Raw genomic sequence first — 16,786 nt, 5'->3', positions numbered from 1 at the left:
AAAATAATCACACACTAAAAAACCACTTTTGATTATTCTCGAAAGTGGTTTTGTTTTTTACACATAAAGCTTTCCTAGAGTTCAGGTTATGAAAAACAAAATTTCTTCAATAGCCCCGACAGTAGTAAAAATCCTTATAAGCCGGGGTTCGGCTTATAAGATTACTTCGTCAGTTTGCTATCGCTCGTGTGAAGCGGATGGCGGGACTAATCTCCCTAAAAAAGACCAAATGTGGTGCTCCAAATTATTTTTATTCAACAAAAACGCCATTTTAAAAGGAAAGAGAGAGGGTTTGCACAAAAAATTGTAATTTTGCAAAATTCCTAAAATTATCAAGGAAGAGAATACTATGAGAACGAAGTCTTTAAAAAAGAACAAAATAAATGTGATCACGTTAGGGTGTTCCAAAAATGTGTATGACAGTGAAGTGCTGATGGGGCAACTCAAAGCGAGTGGCAAAGAAGTAACCCACGAAGCCAAAGCGGAAGATGAAGGAAATATTATCGTGATTAATACTTGTGGTTTTATTGATAATGCGAAGGCAGAATCGGTGAACATGATCTTGGAATATGCCGATAAAAAAGACAAAGGACTTGTAGACAAAGTTTTTGTGACCGGATGCTTATCTGAAAGATATCGTCCCGATTTAGAAAAAGAAATTCCAAATGTCGATCAATATTTTGGAACCACCGAATTACCTGCTTTATTGAAAGCTTTGGGTGCCGATTACAAGCACGAATTACTGGGAGAGCGTTTGACAACAACCCCGAAAAACTATGCTTATTTAAAAATTTCGGAAGGTTGTGACAGACCTTGTAGTTTTTGCGCCATTCCGTTGATGAGAGGAAAAAATGTTTCACAAACTATTGAAAAATTGGTTAAAGAAGCCGAAGGATTAGCCAAAAACGGCGTAAAAGAATTGATACTAATTGCTCAAGACTTAACATATTATGGTCTTGATTTGTACAAAAAAAGAGCTCTTGGCGATTTACTTGAAGCATTGGTAAAAGTAGAAGGTATTGAATGGATCCGTTTGCACTACGCCTTCCCTACCGGTTTCCCGATGGATGTTCTTGAAATCATGAAACGCGAACCTAAGATCTGTAAATATATCGATATTCCGTTGCAACACATATCGGATTCTATTTTGAAATCGATGCGCCGCGGAACAACTCAGGAAAAAACAACGCAATTATTGAAAGACTTTAGAGCTGCAGTACCCGGAATGGCAATTCGCACGACTTTGATCGTAGGTTATCCAGGGGAAACAGAGGAAGATTTCAATATTCTAAAAGATTTTGTTCAAGAAATGAAATTTGACCGAATGGGATGTTTTGCCTATTCACATGAAGAAAACACTCATGCTTATCTTCTTGAAGATGATGTCCCTGACAATGTAAAACAAGACAGAGCCAATGAAATAATGGAGTTGCAATCTCAAATTTCATGGGATTTAAACCAAGAAAAAGTTGGCAAAACTTTTAGATGTATTATAGACAGAAAAGAAGGAGGTCATTTTGTTGGACGAACAGAATTTGACAGCCCCGATGTAGATAATGAGGTTTTAATTGATGCAACTAAACACTATGTAAAAACAGGCGAATTTGCAATGATTAAAATTATTGAAGCAACAGAATTTGATTTATACGGAGAACCAGTTTAGATTTTTGAATTTTAATTTTTCAATCTTACATTTATGAAGACATTAAAAACAGCATTTTTTGCGTTATTATTATTACTATCGGTAAACACCATTTCGGCGCAATACGGAAATGGATACGGTGGCGGTTATGGGGGTGGCTACGGTGGTGGCTACGGAGGTTATGGAAACGGTTACGGCAGAGCCAGTCAAATGTCACAAATGCCACACGAAACAAGCAAACCTAAAGAAATACCAGCAGAAGTAACTGCCGGGAAAATTGTAGCTTATTATAAAAAAGAACTTAATTTGGATGCGCTTCAGGAAGTTGTTGTTACTAATATCTATGTGAAATCATTAAAAAAACAAGAGGCTTTGATGAAAAAAGAAAGTAGCGACGAAGATAAAACAGCCGAATTCAAAGTACTCAATGAGATGACCGAAATGGAGATGATGGAGATACTAAACAAAGACCAAAAAGAAAAGTTTAAAAACTTGATTGAAGAGCGAAAAAGTAAAATTGAAGCTCAAAAACACTAATCAATTTCTATAAAAAACATTTTTCACCTATATGAAAAAGTATTTTTTCTATATCATATCCGCCTTATTTATTGTTTCGTGCGCTACCAAAAATCCACATAAAGCCACTGAAAAAGTTTACAACGCCCAAGTAAAAAATTTAAATGAAACTATTGCCAAAAAAGAAATAGTTAACTTAAAAAAAGAACCGTATGTTGTTATTGACAGCGTAGCTTATCGATACAACAATCAGTTACTTAATTTCAAGGACACACTTTCGAAAACAAACTCAGATATTTTAAAAAATGGAATCGTCTCTGAATGGGTAGGAACAGTTAATTTCAATTTAAGAAAACCTAATTTCGTTATTATACATCACACCGCTCAGGATTCGATACAACAAACTGTAAAGACTTTTACCTTACAACAAACCCAAGTAAGTGCTCATTACGTTATTGGCAGGGACGGAAAAGTAGTTCATATGCTCAATGATTACCTTCGAGCCTGGCATGCCGGAAACGGTTCTTGGGGAAAAAACACTGACATCAACTCCAGTTCTATAGGAATTGAATTGGACAATAATGGAACCGAGCCTTTCTCGGATGCTCAAATCAATACTTTACTGGCTTTGTTGACCAAATTAAAGAAAGATTACAATATCCCTACACAAAACATAATTGGTCATTCGGATATTGCACCTTCAAGAAAAATAGATCCAAGCGTATTATTCCCATGGAAACTTTTGGCAGCAAATGGTTTTGGTGTTTGGTCGGACGAAGTACTTCCTTGTCCTCCGGACAATTTCAATGCTGAACAAGGTTTGCAAGCTATTGGTTATAACACCAAAAATCTCTCAGCTGCTATCACCGCTTTCAAACTTCATTTCATACAAACTGAAGTCAACAATATTTTGGACGAAAAAACAATCAGTACCATTTACTCGATTTACAAAAAATAAAATTTTACACTTAATCTAAAAAAGCTTTTTGGTCGATTCAAAAAGCTTTTTTTGTTACCGAAACAACTAACCGTTCAGTACATTTTCAAACTTTTTTCAAAAAAGGCTATTTTTACATATTTAATTCATTCTGTGAGTTTCACCCAAAGACAATGAACCAACCAAAGATATGGTTATCCTCTCCTCATATGGGAGGAACCGAATTAGAATACATACAAGAAGCTTTTGACACTAATTGGATTGCTCCAGTTGGGACAAACATTACCGAATTTGAAAATGATTTGGAAAAATATTTATCTAAAAATCTTTTTGTTACAGCTCTAAACTCGGCAACTTCGGCTATTCATTTGGGTTTAATTCTTCTAAACGTAAAAAAGGACGACATTGTCATTTGTCAATCATTCACATTTGCAGCATCGGCAAATCCTATTCTCTACTTAGGCGCAACACCTGTTTTTGTTGACAGCGAACTTGAAACCTGGAATCTTTGTCCGATTGCTTTGGAGGAAGCTATTTTGGATACGATTTCCAAAGGAAAAAAACCAAAAGCGATAATCACAGTACATTTATATGGCGTTCCTTATAAAATTGACGAAATAAGAACGATCGCTAATAAATACAATATCCCTATTTTGGAAGACAGTGCCGAAGCTCTTGGAAGCTGTTATAAAGGACAAAAGTGTGGTACTTTTGGAGATATTAGTGTTTTTTCATTCAACGGAAACAAAATTATAACTACATCTGGAGGTGGAGCCATTGTCACTCAAAATTATGAATTAAAGAAAAAAGCAGAGTTTCTAGCTTCGCAATCAAAAGATGAAGCTCCTCATTATCAGCACAGCGAATTAGGATACAATTATCAAATGAGTAATATCAACGCAGGTATTGGTCGAGGCCAAATGAAAGTATTGAACGAACATATTATCTTAAGACGAGAGATGCATGATTTTTATGTAGCTCTTTTTGAAAAGACACCTGAAATTTCAGTTTTCTCAACCTCTAGTCCAGACTATTTTTCCAATTACTGGCTGACTTCTATACTTGTAAATCCTGATGAAACCAAAAACGGGATCAATCGGGAAACCATCCGATTAGCCTTACTGGATTCCAATATAGAATGCAGACCCTTATGGAAGCCAATGCACTTACAACCGCTTTATAAAGACTATCCTTTTTATGGAAATAACGTTTCCGAAACATTGTTTGAAAAAGGATTAAGCTTGCCATCTGGCTCCAATCTTACCGATTCAGACAAAGAGCGAATCAGTACTGCTCTTTTAAATTTACTAAGCTGATTGAGTTAAATTTCAAACAAATAAAAAAAGCTGCCAAAACCACGAATGGATTTTGACAGCAAAAAAAAAATATACTTTTATTATTTTATATAAGTCTAAACTAAAATAAATGCTTTGACTAGAATCCGTAAACTACGGCTAAAAGTACTTGTGAAGCTGAACTAGTTGGGTTCATATCTGAATTAACGAACATAACTTTATCTGAATTAGAATCAATTCTGAACTCAGGAATAATAGTCAAACCACTTACTTTGTAGTTTCCTGACAATGTAAAAGCAGTTACATCTGTATCCCCTGAACCTTCTTTATATTTGAAATACTCTGCACGTAATCCCAAAGCAAATGCATCACTAAAAGAATAAGATGGGTACAACGCAGCTCCAGTATATCCTACATCATTTTTATTTGAAAAATCAGCAGCATTCAAACCTAATTTGAATTTTTCAGAAAGTTGGAAAGTTGCTGTCAAGTCCAAAATAGTACCACTAACAGAACCATCCATTACATTAAAATAAGCACTTGTTCCTCCAGACACGAAAGACAATTGTCCTCCTACTGCATTCAATCCTTTGATTGGATCTGCTTTATAGCTGTTCCAAGAATCATTAAATATACCTACCATTGCACCAAATTTATCCGAAATTTTGTAGTTTGCTTTAACTCCAGCATTTTGGAATGGTCCGTTAGTAAACAAATAAGAAGTAGAATAAGAGAAATTACCCAAAGGTGAAATAACCTCATAACCCACAAAAGTTCCCATATATCCAGCTGTGAAACTAAGTTTATCAGTAGCTGCAAAGGTTGCATACAAATTTTGAATGTGGAATGAATTTCCATCAGTTCCATCACCATTTGGTATTGATTGGTATTGCCCTCTTGGACCAAAAGATACTTCACCAACGAAAGACACTTTTTTAATGCTTTTCTTCAAAGCAATGTCTAGCATCCCCAAAGAAACCGAATTTTGGTCTGTACCAAAGCTTGTTTTAATATTTTGTGTTTTTGCAAAATCGTATTTATAATATAAATCCCCCGAACCTGAAATTTGTAATGGAGTAGATTCTGGAGCGTCTTGTGCAAAAGTTAAACTTGTTGCCAATGTTAAAAATAAAATGGTAATAACTTTTCTCATGTTTAATTGGTTTTAATTAGTAACTCGAATTGGGTAAAAAATCCTCGGTTTTTACGTTATTTTTTTTCTTTCTTGAGACGAAATTATTAACTTTTACTTAACAGAAAAATTTTTTTTAAACTTTCAGAAAAGAATTATCGATATCCGAAAATCATCCAAAAATAATGTGCAATTCCTATTTTTTTGTGATTATTTTAAAAATTCAATAATGGCTTTTTTCAAAAATTACCCCAAAAAAATTAAACTTAAATCCCAATTATATGTTTTTAAAAATCAAAAAATACAAATTAAAATATAAATAAAAAACAATACCCCCTAAATTTTTAGGGGGTATAAAAAATATAAATAATTTTGTTGATTTATAAAATCCAAAAAGACACTCTTAAAAAATCACTCAATAATTACCGACTTCATATTCACAAACTCCTTAATTCCTATCTCGGACAACTCTCTCCCGTATCCGGATTTTTTGATACCTCCAAATGGGATTCTGGAATCAGATCGAACCAAAGAATTGACAAAAACATTGCCAGCTTCAATTTTCCTGGCCAAAATAGATGCCCGCTCTCTATCTTCGGTCCAAATTGCCGATGCCAATCCATATCGATGGTTGTTTGCAATTTCAATTGCGTTATTTTCATCCTTTGCTCTAATAATAGTCGCCAATGGCCCAAAAGTCTCTTCTTTGAAAACAATATTATTACAATCTACAAAATCAACTAATGTAGGCTGAAAATTACAATGGTCTCGTTCTCCTCCTGTTACTAATTCAGCTCCTTGCTTTAATGAATTTTCTAATTGATAACTTAACTTCTCAGCCAAATCTATTCTTCCCAGAGGTCCTAAATGAATTCCTTGTTGTAGTGGATTCCCCTGCTGTAAAACCTTTACCTTATCAGCAAAAAGGGCTGCAAATTCATCAGCCACTTTTTCTGTAACAATAAAGCGCTTTGCACAAATACAAGCTTGGCCTGCGTTGAGCATTCTGGATTTGACGGCAACTGCTGCTGCTTTTTCCAAATCTGCATCATTCAAAATGATAAAAGCATCTGAACCACCCAACTCCATGACCGATTTTTTTATATATTTTCCCGCCAAAGCTGCAACAGACGATCCTGCCATTTCACTCCCTGTTAAGGTAACTCCTGAAACAACATCAGAAGCAATCACGCTTTCTACTTGCGGAATATCAATATTAATTTGTTGAAAAACGCCTTCGGGGAAACCAGCTTCGAGAAAAGCTTTTTCAATGGCTTTGGCACACCCTACAACATTTGGTGCATGCTTTAAAAGTGTAACATTACCAGCCATAATTGCCGGCGCTGCATAACGCAACACTTGCCAAAAAGGGTAATTCCAAGGCATAATAGCAAACACTGCCCCCATTGGATCGTAAACAGACATACTTTTGAAAGGTGTGTCATAATACTCATCTTTAAGCATTTTTTCAGCATTTTCGGCATAGAAATCGCAATTTCCAGCCGATTTTTCAACTTCAGAAATTGCCTCAGGAAGAATCTTACCCATTTCATTGGTAATTAATAATCCTAGTTTTTCTTTGTCTGCCTTCAATATTTCGGCTAGCTTTTTCATTTTTTCTGCTCTTTCCTGAAAAGTAGAATTACGCCAGTTCTTAAATGCGAATTCCGATAATTTTAGTTTTTGTCCCAATTCAGAATTGGATAAAACTTCATGTTCCGCAATAACGGTTTGCGTGAACGGATTTATAGACTTAAATATTTTAACTGTTGTACTCATTTGTTTACTTCTTAAATTACCGATTCCGGTTAAGTTGTTATATCTCTTTTCAAAAATTATTCATACAAAACTGCAGTGTTTCATTTATCATAATGCAATATTTTAACAAATTTACCACCAAAAAGAAGAATTCAAACCACAATCTATAGATCAACAGCTTGAAAATATATTTTTTTTTGTAAATTTAGTTTTCCAACCTCAAAAACTAACTAGACATGATACGCAAAGCCAACCTCCAAGATTTAGAACAATTGACAAATCTCTTTGATCAATATGTTGTTTTCTATAAGAACCCTTCTAATTATGATAAGCATTACGCTTACTTAAAAGAACGATTAGAAAACGATGAAGCTACAATTTTTGTGGCCTGCGATGAAGATAATAAAGAAAAACTAGTTGGTTTTGTATTGAATTATATAACTTTTTCATCTTTGGCACTTAACAAAATTTTAATTCTAAACGATATTTTTGTGGATTCTTCCGCAAGAAAAAAAGGGATTGGGGAAAAATTAATTGCAAAAACTGTTGAATTCGCCAAAGAGATTGGCTCACATGACGTACGATTAAGAACGGCAAAAAACAATACGGTGGCTCAGAAATTATACCAAAAAATGGGTTTTGTTAGGGAAGATTATCTTTATAGTTATGACCTTGTACTTAATACTTAACTAACAAATTACATAAAAATTAAAAAAACAGGGTTTCAGATGAAACCCTGTTTTTTTTTAAAAGACCAAAATCAACTAATGACATTATTTTGAAAAGTCTTGTTGATTAATTCGAATATTTTTTCTTTATCCAGCGGCTTGGTGATATAACCTGAAAAACCAGCCTTCAGGATTCTTTCTTTCACTTCAGCAGAAGAATGTGCCGTTTGTGCAATGACAATTCGTTCCGGAGTTTCTTTTTTTATGATTTCAAAAGCTTCGTAACCGTCCATAACCGGCATTTTTATATCCATGAAAATCAAATCGATATTTGGATTTGAGGCATTAATATCGACGACTTCCTGTCCATTTTTAGCTCTCAAAACAGTATGTTTTTTCTTTTGCAAAATGGTTTTAAGCAGCAAAAAATTAATATTGTCATCTTCGGCTACCAAAATGGTCTTACCTTCAGTATCATTAAATGCCATTATTGGTAAGCTTTCATCATCCTCATGAACCGTGACGTCATAACGTAGCGGAATCGTAAACTTAAAGACCGATCCCCCGCCAAAAACCGATTCTACGGTAATTTCGCCACCTAGCATTTCCACATAAGCTTTGGAAATCGACAATCCCAATCCCAAACCGCTTAGTGAAATAGAATAATCATCTTCAACCCTTCTAAAGCGATCAAATATGACATTCAAATCTTTTTTGACAATCCCAATCCCTGTATCTTCTACCCTAAATTCCAAAAACTTTTGATCGGAAAAAACGCTGTACCCAAACGCAACATGGCCATTTTCAGTGAATTTTATCGCATTGGTCAACAAATTAATTATGACTTGTTTTAATTTTATTTCATCGGTCAAGATATCATTCGTTAGCTTAAAATTACTTTCCTGCTGATAAAATCTTATGTTTTTATCATCGGGAATAGTAACCTTCAACGTATTGAATAATTCATTTAAGCATTTTTCAATATTAACCCCTTTAAATTTTGGAGCTATTTGTTTGGCTTCGATTTTGGACATCTCAATTAGATCTTCAATAATGGACACGAGACTTTTGCCGCTGCTGTTAATAATTTTAAGGTATTTTTTCTTGAATTCATCACTCAACTTTTCATCCAACAGTAAATCCGAAAAGCCAATAATCGCATTCATCGGGGTTCTAATCTCATGCGATAGATTGGCCAAGAAAGTTGATTTCAACTTATCGCTTTCTTCGGCTTTTTCCTTTGATTTTTCCAATTGGGACCTATTCTTTCTATGATCTTCAAACAAATTGCCTATATAACCAAATTCTCCAGGCTCTTTCTTTAATTGATAGATTGATATTTCACGGTCACTTTCCAAAATAGTGGTAACTAGTTTCAATGGTTTATACACCCATTTTCTGAAATAATGAATTGCTGAGATAAGACTTATCAAAGTGGCAATCACAATAATCAGCAACAATTCTTTGGTTTTTTCAAAATTTAAATGCGAAGGCCTTTCAAAAAATAATTTGGTCACCACCAAATTATCCGCGTCTCGCAATTCTATTATTGAAGTCACTTTTTTGTTTCCAATATTGTGCGGTATCACTTTTTTATCCAAAAACTTAATTTTGGAACTGCACATATCTTCCAAATTTTTAAAATATTTTTGGTTCAAAATGCGAGCCATAAACATGTAGCCCGCCGGTTTTGATTTTACCTTTTTAGGATCATTCGAAGCATGGATTGTTCCTCCAAAAACTTCAACCACCCCTTCAGGAATCCGCATATAAAACTTAGAAAACTTTTTTTTATACAAATGCATCATCGCCTGGACAGGAATGAAGTTATTCGATTTAAAATTAGGATTTGATGTGTGGGCTATGTTTTTTTTATCCAATCCGTAAATAGCGATATAATCCACTTCATAGGTTGGAAATTCATTTACAATGTGGGTATTGTACCAAACCGTATCTTTTGTCTTGGTAAATTTGACCAATGAGTCCCAATAAGTAAGGTCATTAATAGTAACTACCTGAGTTTTGGAATTAAAATCAAACAACTTACTGACCTCCGTTTTGTACTGATTCGAATTGACCTTAAAAACGTCTTTTTCCTGCTGACCCACGTATAAATAAAGAGAAAGAAACAACAATAAAAATAACGAACAAATGCCAATGATCAACAAAAGCATTTTAAAATAAGTCGTTAATTTTAAAGTTAATCTCATTTAGTTACAAGCGGGGTAAATCAAAAAAACAATGTTGCAATATACTGTTTTAAATTGCAACACAAAAAAAATCCAATTTCTTCAAAAATTGGATTTTTTTGTTTTAGTAAACTTTCTAATTATTGTATTTCCTTAAATATTCACGGGTTTTCAAGCCCGATTCCTTAAGATCTGAATCTTTCCAATTCCCCTCAGAATCTGCCGATTTTTTCAACATCGAACAGGTTTCATCTTTATCCGAAATAGACCAAACAATCCAACTTAACTTTTTGGTTTCCATCCAATCGATATATTCCTGCCAGGCAACATAATTCATTGGTCCGTCTCCTGAAGCTTCCATTCCGGCTGATTCGGAGACAAAAATGGGCAAGCCACTTTTGATTGCTTCATCTGTTCTATCACGCAGCCATTTTTCATGTGTTGCCGCATAAAAATGCATGGTGTACATCAAATTATCAAAACCTTTTATAGGATCTTGGGCAGGTAATTGAATATCCTGATCCCATTTGGGACATCCTACCAAAATAATATTGTCCGGATCATTGGCACGGATTACCTTGATTACTTCTTCGGAATATGACTTGACTTCCGCCCAGGTTTCGTAATCCGGTTCATTGAACACCTCATAAATCACGTTCGGGTATTTCCCGTATTTCTTGGAAACTTCATCAAAATATTCTTTGGCTTCTTTCAAATTAATATTATGACTGTGCCAATCGACAATAACATAAATATCCGATTTGATTGCTCCTTTTATGACTGCCTCGATTTTTTCTTTGGAGAATTCCGGTTCCTTCACATAAGGGTGTTCTCCAATTTCGATCCCCAATGCCGCACGAACAACGGTGCAATGAAAATCATTTTTAAGCCAATTGACCACTTTCTCATTATAAAACCTTGGCCACATACTATGCCAACCAATGCTTACTCCCCTCAAAACAATTGGATTTTGATTTTTATCCACCAACTGTGTTCCTTTTACGCTAAGTTGTCCATGTTTTTTAACAAATTGTGCGTTTGCCATACTGCAACTTAACACGAACAAAAACAGGGTGATTTTAGATTTGAAATTCATATCATTCGAATTTTAAGGAATCAATCGTAACGTAATTACATCATGAGAAGCAATATCGGCCATGAAATTCTTTTTGGTCGTGCCCGCCTCCTTGTTTTTCCAAAGGTCTTTTATCTTGAAGGCTACCTTATTGAAATCGGCTTCATAGCCAAAATCAGCATCTTTTATTGGATTTTTTTTCCAATCGAAATTTATTTTTTTGCTCACATCTGATCTGTTCAGAAAAGTAATTGCCCAATTTCCGTCAGATAACGGTTTTACCCAAACTTCCAAACCGTCTTCGGCAGAAAGTTTGAATCCTTGAATCCCTAATTTATCCTGATCGACGGCAATAAGTTCTTTATTGGTTAAAATAGCCAAAGTTTCTTTTGTCATTTTTCTGAAATCATTTCCGGCGATTAAAGGTGAAGCCATCATGCACCACATGGAAAAATGAGTTTTATCTTCGGTATTGGTCATTCCGTCTCCCACTTCCATCATATCGAAATCATTCCAATGATCCGGTCCGGAAAATTTACGGATATCTTTGCGCATTTCGGCAATTTTCATGAATCCCCATGACGACCAATTTCCTTCTTCGTGATGAAATTCACAATCGAAACAAGGATAAATGTCGCCCGAAATTCTCCAAAGGTTTCCTATTGGTTTTCCCCAATCCCAAGGTTTATTATCTCCCCATTCACAAAGACTGAAAACGATAGGCCTTCCGGCAGTTTTGAGCGCGTTGCTCATCGTGGCATACGCTTCGGGAGCATTAATCCCTGCGGTGTTGCACCAATCGTATTTCAAGAAATCGATTCCTAAATCAGCATAAAAACGGGCATCCTGATACTCGTACCCGCGTGTTCCGGGGTACCCCGCACAAGTGTGGGTTCCGGCGCAATTGTACAAACCAAATTTCAACCCTTTGGAGTGTACATACTCAATTAATGCCTTCATTCCGCTTGGAAATTTAACCGGATCAGGAACCAAATTACCATTGATATCCCGATTTTTGGCCATCCAGCCATCATCTAAAACAATGTAATTGTAACCTGCGGCCACCATTCCGGAAGAAACCATAATATCGGCGGTTTCTTTGACCAATTTTTCGTCGATATTTGTTTCAAAAGTATTCCAGGAATTCCAGCCCATTGGCGGAGTCATCGCAAGACCTTCAAATTTTCCGAATCCTTGTTTATAGACATTTCCTTGTGAGAAACCTTGAATTGCCATACTACTTAAAAGTAATGTGAGAAGTATTTTTTTCATTCTAATAGTATTTATTTTAACAAAATATTGTTTTTATCACTAATTATGATGTCCTGCACAATCTGCGTGAGGGATGGCAGTGGAGCTCTCCCGATTTTTCATCGGGAAGCGGGAACGTACAGCCCGACCCGGAGTTTTTACGGAGGGACACGCCCAAAAAAACTTATTTTTATTGTTATCTAATCTTTTACTGCATTTATTTTTATTTCGGCTTTTTTGAGTCCGTTACTAGTTGCAGTCAGGGTAATTTCTCCTGCTTCTCCAGTGGTTTGAACGATAACCTGAGCCAAACCGTTAAATAATTTTCGCTTATAATTTTCGGCTTTGGCAATAATTTGAATCGTTCCCGGATTTTGGTTCACCACATCCCATTTGTATTTTTTCAATAAAGGCTGAGCAATAATTGCGATGGAATTTTTGCCCGAATGCAGTATTTTTTTGTCCAAAAGAAAGGTGTCGCCCTTTTTGTTTTCAGGAATTTCATTGCAGATTTTATGACCGTTGATAAAAATGGATTGCTTTTTCCCTAGGCTGTTGTAAAACAAACTGATTGCTGTATCGTTATAATTTACAGGCAGTTCAAACTCGGTTCTGTAAACAACTGCTTTTACTTTTTTGCCAAAAACAGTGTCTCTGTCGTCCGTGAAGGCTTTTTGCCAAGATTCGGCAATAACGTTTTCATTAATTCCTTCTGAAACATTGAAATCGTCCACTATTTTTTCTTTCAGATTTTCAAGATTCAAAACAGTGATGGTTTCCAAATATTGATCCAGTTCCAATGAGGTTGGATTCCCGTTGCCAACACCGATAATTTTCCCCGGACCTGTGATTGAAAAAGTAACTTCGTTATCAGCAATTGGCACTGAAAGACCTGATTTGTCCTTGGCACTTACCGTAATCATTGCTATGTCATTTTTGGACGCCTGAATATTATTTTTATTGGAAGCCAAATTTAGAGTGTTGGCTACACCTGTAGTTTTTACAACTTCGGTTATGATTTTCTTTCCGTTTTTGTAGCCTATGGCCTCAAGCGTTCCGGGTGTGTAATTGACGTTCCATTCGAGATGCCCGTCTTTTTCCATTACTTTTTTGCCTAAACTTTTCTTGTTTAAAAAAAGTTCTACTTCGTCACAATTGCTGTAAGCCCAAACTTCGATGTTTTGATTCTCCTTTCCTGCCCAATTCCAATGCGGCAAAAGATGTAAAACCGGTTCATCTTGCCACCACGCTTTCAGGTACCAAGCGGTATCTTTATAAAATCCGCATTGATCTACCATCCCGAAATAAGAACCTGTTGAAGGATATTCAAAAGGTGTAGGCTCACCGCGATAATCAAATCCTGTCCAAACAAACATCCCTGACAGATACGGACGGGAATTATAATGTTTCCAGCCTTGTTCTATACTAATAAAACTTGAACTAGGCGCTTTGTCATAAGCAGGCATAATGTGTTTTTGATTGTCACGATAATACTCGCCGCGAGTAGTATTGGTACTTCCTTCCTCAGTTCCCCAAATAGATTGTTTAGGAAATAATTTATGCTGCTCATCGGTGTTTTTATTCACGATATAATTGATTCCCAGCAGATCCATAACGGTTGTTATTCCGTTACTGCCAATACCTCCGCTAAAAGCGGCCGTTGAAGGCCTGGTGTCATCGATAGATTTCACATAGGACTGCATGGCACTCGCAATGCGGGCTCCCACAATATCATTTTCAATTCCCCATTCTTCGTTTCCGATGCTCCAACTAATGATTGAAGGATGGTTCCTGTCGCGCTCAATCATTTTTTTTATGTCGCATAAATGGGTTCGGGTACTTCCCATTAAACGGTTTTCGTCAATAACCAGCATTCCCAAACGATCGCAAGCTTCCAGCAATTCGGGTGTTGGTGGGTTATGAGAACAACGATAAGCATTACTTCCGAAGGATTTTAAGGTTTTGATTCTGAAATCCTGCAATGCATCCGGCATGGCCGTACCTACTCCTGCGTGATCCTGATGATTGTTTGTTCCTTTTATTTTGACATGTTTTCCGTTAAGAAAAAAGCCCTCATTGGCATCAAAACGGACAGTCCGGATTCCAAAAGAAGTTTGAAAAGTATCTACCAGTTTATTCTCTTCGTAAACTGAAGTCACCATTTTATACAAATAAGGATTTTCAAGCGACCAAAGCACAGCATTCTCAACTGTTAAATCTGCCAAAAAATCTTTAGTCTCCCTTGGATTTAAAGTACAGGAATTTATTGCTTTTTCAACAATACTTTTTCCCGCCACGTCCAAAACAGTCTGTTTTATTCCAAATGATTTTGCAGTTTTCCCTTCATTTGTAAGTGTGGCCAAAGCATTAATTGTAGTTGTATTTCCGCTTGTTTTTGTTTTCACAAAAGTGCCGTTGTCCGGAACATGAAGTTCGTTAGTTTTATTAAGCCAGACATGGCGATAAATCCCGGCTCCTTCATAAAACCAGCCTTCTTCCATGGTTGCATCTGCCCGAACGGCGATTGTATTTTCGCCTCCATAATTAATGTAATCGGTGATATCATATTCGAAACCCAAATAGCCGCTGTCTTGGTTTCCTAAATAATGACCGTTTACCCAAACAATGGAATTACGGAAAACGCCATCGAATGCGATATGAATTCTTCTTCCTAGATCACTTTCGGGAATAATTATTTTTTTACGGTACCAGCCGATGCTTTTGTCAGGAAAATTTCGGCCAATTGCTTTGAATCCGTGGCTAAAACTGGCTTCAGGACTAAAACCCTGCTCTACTGCCCAATCATGAGGAAGATCTAATTTGCGCCAGGAACGATCATCAAAAGAAGCATTGGCAGCGCCATCGCCAAAACCTGTTTTCGCTAAATAGGAAAAATAAGCTGTCCCGGTATTAAAATCTTTCTTGGTATCTGATGGATGGCCAAAAGCAAATTTCCAGTCTTTGTCCAACGAAATATGCTCCCTATTTTTGATATTTGAAGATGTTTGCGAGAAAACGGAAAGACAAAAACCAAGGAATAAAAACAGTGGTAATAGTATTTTATTTAAATTTTTCATTCAATGAGATTTAACAAACCTATCAAAGGTTTTACATACAAGGATAATCAATCGAAACTAAATATTATGATACTTTTTTTTCAAAATACCCTTAAAAAAGCTCAAAAAAGGAAAACTGCCAACATTTTAAAAAAATATTCCCTAATTTTTCAACTAGGGAATATTTTAAACTAACTCAAAACACCAATTTTATTTTAATACAAATCCCATCTCATCCATTAATATGGTATTACCTCCAAAATTACCAGACTCTTGGAATGTCAATTGATCAAAAGTAGTAGGATTTCCTATAGCCGAAAATGGAATTTCAATAGTAGTCCAATTTGAAGTAATTGATTTCTGTATTTGATAAGCCCACCCTCCAAAAACAAAAGTTAGCTTTGCTTCAGGTTTTGTAGAAGTACATTTAATTTTAACTGTAAATGCTTTATATTTTGAAACATCTCTTGAATTAAACTTCATATCGGCACCACTCCATCCACCAAATACTAATTTTATTGCCGAGCTGCCTTGAGCTTTATCTGTAGCATAATCTGTCGTAAAAGGGCTGCCGTCCCAAGTCCAATGACCAGCATCACCTTGGATCTCATCATCATACAATGCTGCACCAACCGCCATACTAGAAGTTGCAGTACCGGTAATATTTGAAACTGATACCAATTGATTAGCAGAATTAGCTGGCATTTTAAATTTAATCTCTGTCAATGTAGAAGAAACGATAGTAGCTTGTTGTGTCCCAACTTTTACGACAGGATTTAAAAAATACTTTCCATCGATTGTAACCACATCACCTGCTACTGCATTTATAGGATTGAACCAATTGACAGTTGGCGGCGGCGGTGCTATCACAAAATCATAAAGAACAGTACCATAATTCGTTACTATTTTTAATTTATTAGAAGCATTTGCATAAGGAGTATTTTCATCAATTAAAATAATGATATCAGTATCTGTTACGAAAGTCGGACGAAAATACGTATCATAATCATTGAAGTAAACTTTCTGAGTTGTAAGTAACCCTTTCCCATGGATAATGTAATAACTTTTTGGGTCTCCTTTAGTAACAGGAGTTAATGGTAAAACGTTACCGGCCTTATCATAACCTGATGGCATTACCGATTCTATAACCGGTGGACCGGCACTATCGGACGAATTAGTATCATCGGAGCATGAACTAAAAAGCATTAAAGATAACATCAATGCTATACATGCTGTTAACGTAACAATTTTTATATTTTTCATATGT

At 35.7% G+C, this 16,786-nt stretch carries 13 protein-coding genes; 6 read left to right on the top strand and 7 right to left on the bottom strand.

The window, feature by feature from the left end; genetic code table 11:
• The first annotated feature begins 88 nt into the window (after positions 1 to 88).
• From OZP12_RS07665 to OZP12_RS07645, 5 genes are all read left to right on the top strand, one after another.
• On the top strand, positions 89 to 310 hold the full coding sequence (locus tag OZP12_RS07665; RefSeq protein WP_281228453.1) for a hypothetical protein: 222 nt from the start codon (positions 89 to 91) through the stop codon (positions 308 to 310).
• Positions 311 to 349: 39 nt separating this feature from the next.
• Positions 350 to 1,663: a 30S ribosomal protein S12 methylthiotransferase RimO gene (rimO, locus tag OZP12_RS07660; protein WP_281228452.1), complete on the top strand. Its 1,314-nt coding sequence runs from the start codon at positions 350 to 352 to the stop codon at positions 1,661 to 1,663.
• Positions 1,664 to 1,696: 33 nt separating this feature from the next.
• Positions 1,697 to 2,179: a hypothetical protein gene (locus tag OZP12_RS07655; RefSeq protein ID WP_281228451.1), complete on the top strand. Its 483-nt coding sequence runs from the start codon at positions 1,697 to 1,699 to the stop codon at positions 2,177 to 2,179.
• Between the two features lie 31 nt (positions 2,180 to 2,210).
• On the top strand, positions 2,211 to 3,116 hold the full coding sequence (locus OZP12_RS07650) for an N-acetylmuramoyl-L-alanine amidase (protein WP_281228450.1): 906 nt from the start codon (positions 2,211 to 2,213) through the stop codon (positions 3,114 to 3,116).
• A 152-nt stretch (positions 3,117 to 3,268) separates the two neighbouring features.
• Positions 3,269 to 4,411 (top strand): DegT/DnrJ/EryC1/StrS family aminotransferase, encoded by a 1,143-nt coding sequence (locus OZP12_RS07645; protein ID WP_281228449.1) that lies wholly within the window; start codon positions 3,269 to 3,271, stop codon positions 4,409 to 4,411.
• A 118-nt stretch (positions 4,412 to 4,529) separates the two neighbouring features.
• Here the strand turns inward: OZP12_RS07645 and OZP12_RS07640 are convergent, their stop codons facing one another.
• Entirely contained in the window at positions 4,530 to 5,543 is a 1,014-nt protein-coding gene (locus OZP12_RS07640) for an outer membrane beta-barrel protein (RefSeq protein WP_281228448.1), read from the bottom strand.
• A gap of 390 nt (positions 5,544 to 5,933) precedes the next feature.
• The gene (locus tag OZP12_RS07635; protein ID WP_281228447.1) at positions 5,934 to 7,301 is read right to left on the bottom strand and encodes an NAD-dependent succinate-semialdehyde dehydrogenase; all 1,368 of its coding nucleotides are present in this window, start codon (positions 7,299 to 7,301) and stop codon (positions 5,934 to 5,936) included.
• Between the two features lie 215 nt (positions 7,302 to 7,516).
• Here OZP12_RS07635 and OZP12_RS07630 point away from each other — a divergent pair, with 215 nt between their 5' ends.
• A complete protein-coding gene (locus OZP12_RS07630; protein WP_281228446.1) occupies positions 7,517 to 7,969 on the top strand; it encodes a GNAT family N-acetyltransferase in 453 nt (150 codons plus the stop codon).
• Positions 7,970 to 8,040: 71 nt separating this feature from the next.
• Here the strand turns inward: OZP12_RS07630 and OZP12_RS07625 are convergent, their stop codons facing one another.
• From OZP12_RS07625 to OZP12_RS07605, 5 genes are all read right to left on the bottom strand, one after another.
• On the bottom strand, positions 8,041 to 10,158 hold the full coding sequence (locus tag OZP12_RS07625) for an ATP-binding protein (protein WP_281228445.1): 2,118 nt from the start codon (positions 10,156 to 10,158) through the stop codon (positions 8,041 to 8,043).
• A gap of 115 nt (positions 10,159 to 10,273) precedes the next feature.
• A complete protein-coding gene (locus tag OZP12_RS07620) occupies positions 10,274 to 11,233 on the bottom strand; it encodes a glycoside hydrolase family 5 protein (RefSeq protein ID WP_281228444.1) in 960 nt (319 codons plus the stop codon).
• A 12-nt stretch (positions 11,234 to 11,245) separates the two neighbouring features.
• A complete protein-coding gene (locus OZP12_RS07615; RefSeq protein WP_281228443.1) occupies positions 11,246 to 12,484 on the bottom strand; it encodes a glycoside hydrolase family 27 protein in 1,239 nt (412 codons plus the stop codon).
• A gap of 179 nt (positions 12,485 to 12,663) precedes the next feature.
• Positions 12,664 to 15,540 carry a beta-galactosidase GalA gene (gene galA, locus OZP12_RS07610; RefSeq protein WP_281228442.1) on the bottom strand — a complete coding sequence of 959 codons (2,877 nt, stop codon included), beginning with the start codon at positions 15,538 to 15,540 and terminating at the stop codon, positions 12,664 to 12,666.
• A gap of 189 nt (positions 15,541 to 15,729) precedes the next feature.
• The gene (locus OZP12_RS07605) at positions 15,730 to 16,782 is read right to left on the bottom strand and encodes an IPT/TIG domain-containing protein (RefSeq protein WP_281228441.1); all 1,053 of its coding nucleotides are present in this window, start codon (positions 16,780 to 16,782) and stop codon (positions 15,730 to 15,732) included.
• Positions 16,783 to 16,786 lie beyond the last annotated feature (4 nt).

The organism is Flavobacterium aquiphilum, assembly GCF_027111335.1.
Classification (GTDB): Bacteria; Bacteroidota; Bacteroidia; order Flavobacteriales; family Flavobacteriaceae; genus Flavobacterium; species Flavobacterium aquiphilum.
The sequence above is the reverse complement of the archived record's forward strand: the minus strand, read 5'-3'. Positions and strand labels throughout refer to the sequence as shown.

What these genes read in the sequence shown, in the direction of transcription:
- OZP12_RS07665 (WP_281228453.1), top strand. Translation starts at nt 89, where the DNA reads ATGAAAAACAAAATTTCTTCAATAGCCCCGACAGTAGTAAAAATCCTT.
- rimO (WP_281228452.1), top strand. Translation starts at nt 350, where the DNA reads ATGAGAACGAAGTCTTTAAAAAAGAACAAAATAAATGTGATCACGTTA.
- OZP12_RS07655 (WP_281228451.1), top strand. Translation starts at nt 1,697, where the DNA reads ATGAAGACATTAAAAACAGCATTTTTTGCGTTATTATTATTACTATCG.
- OZP12_RS07650 (WP_281228450.1), top strand. Translation starts at nt 2,211, where the DNA reads ATGAAAAAGTATTTTTTCTATATCATATCCGCCTTATTTATTGTTTCG.
- OZP12_RS07645 (WP_281228449.1), top strand. Translation starts at nt 3,269, where the DNA reads ATGAACCAACCAAAGATATGGTTATCCTCTCCTCATATGGGAGGAACC.
- OZP12_RS07640 (WP_281228448.1), bottom strand. Translation starts at nt 5,543, where the DNA reads ATGAGAAAAGTTATTACCATTTTATTTTTAACATTGGCAACAAGTTTA.
- OZP12_RS07635 (WP_281228447.1), bottom strand. Translation starts at nt 7,301, where the DNA reads ATGAGTACAACAGTTAAAATATTTAAGTCTATAAATCCGTTCACGCAA.
- OZP12_RS07630 (WP_281228446.1), top strand. Translation starts at nt 7,517, where the DNA reads ATGATACGCAAAGCCAACCTCCAAGATTTAGAACAATTGACAAATCTC.
- OZP12_RS07625 (WP_281228445.1), bottom strand. Translation starts at nt 10,158, where the DNA reads ATGAGATTAACTTTAAAATTAACGACTTATTTTAAAATGCTTTTGTTG.
- OZP12_RS07620 (WP_281228444.1), bottom strand. Translation starts at nt 11,233, where the DNA reads ATGAATTTCAAATCTAAAATCACCCTGTTTTTGTTCGTGTTAAGTTGC.
- OZP12_RS07615 (WP_281228443.1), bottom strand. Translation starts at nt 12,484, where the DNA reads ATGAAAAAAATACTTCTCACATTACTTTTAAGTAGTATGGCAATTCAA.
- galA (WP_281228442.1), bottom strand. Translation starts at nt 15,540, where the DNA reads ATGAAAAATTTAAATAAAATACTATTACCACTGTTTTTATTCCTTGGT.
- OZP12_RS07605 (WP_281228441.1), bottom strand. Translation starts at nt 16,782, where the DNA reads ATGAAAAATATAAAAATTGTTACGTTAACAGCATGTATAGCATTGATG.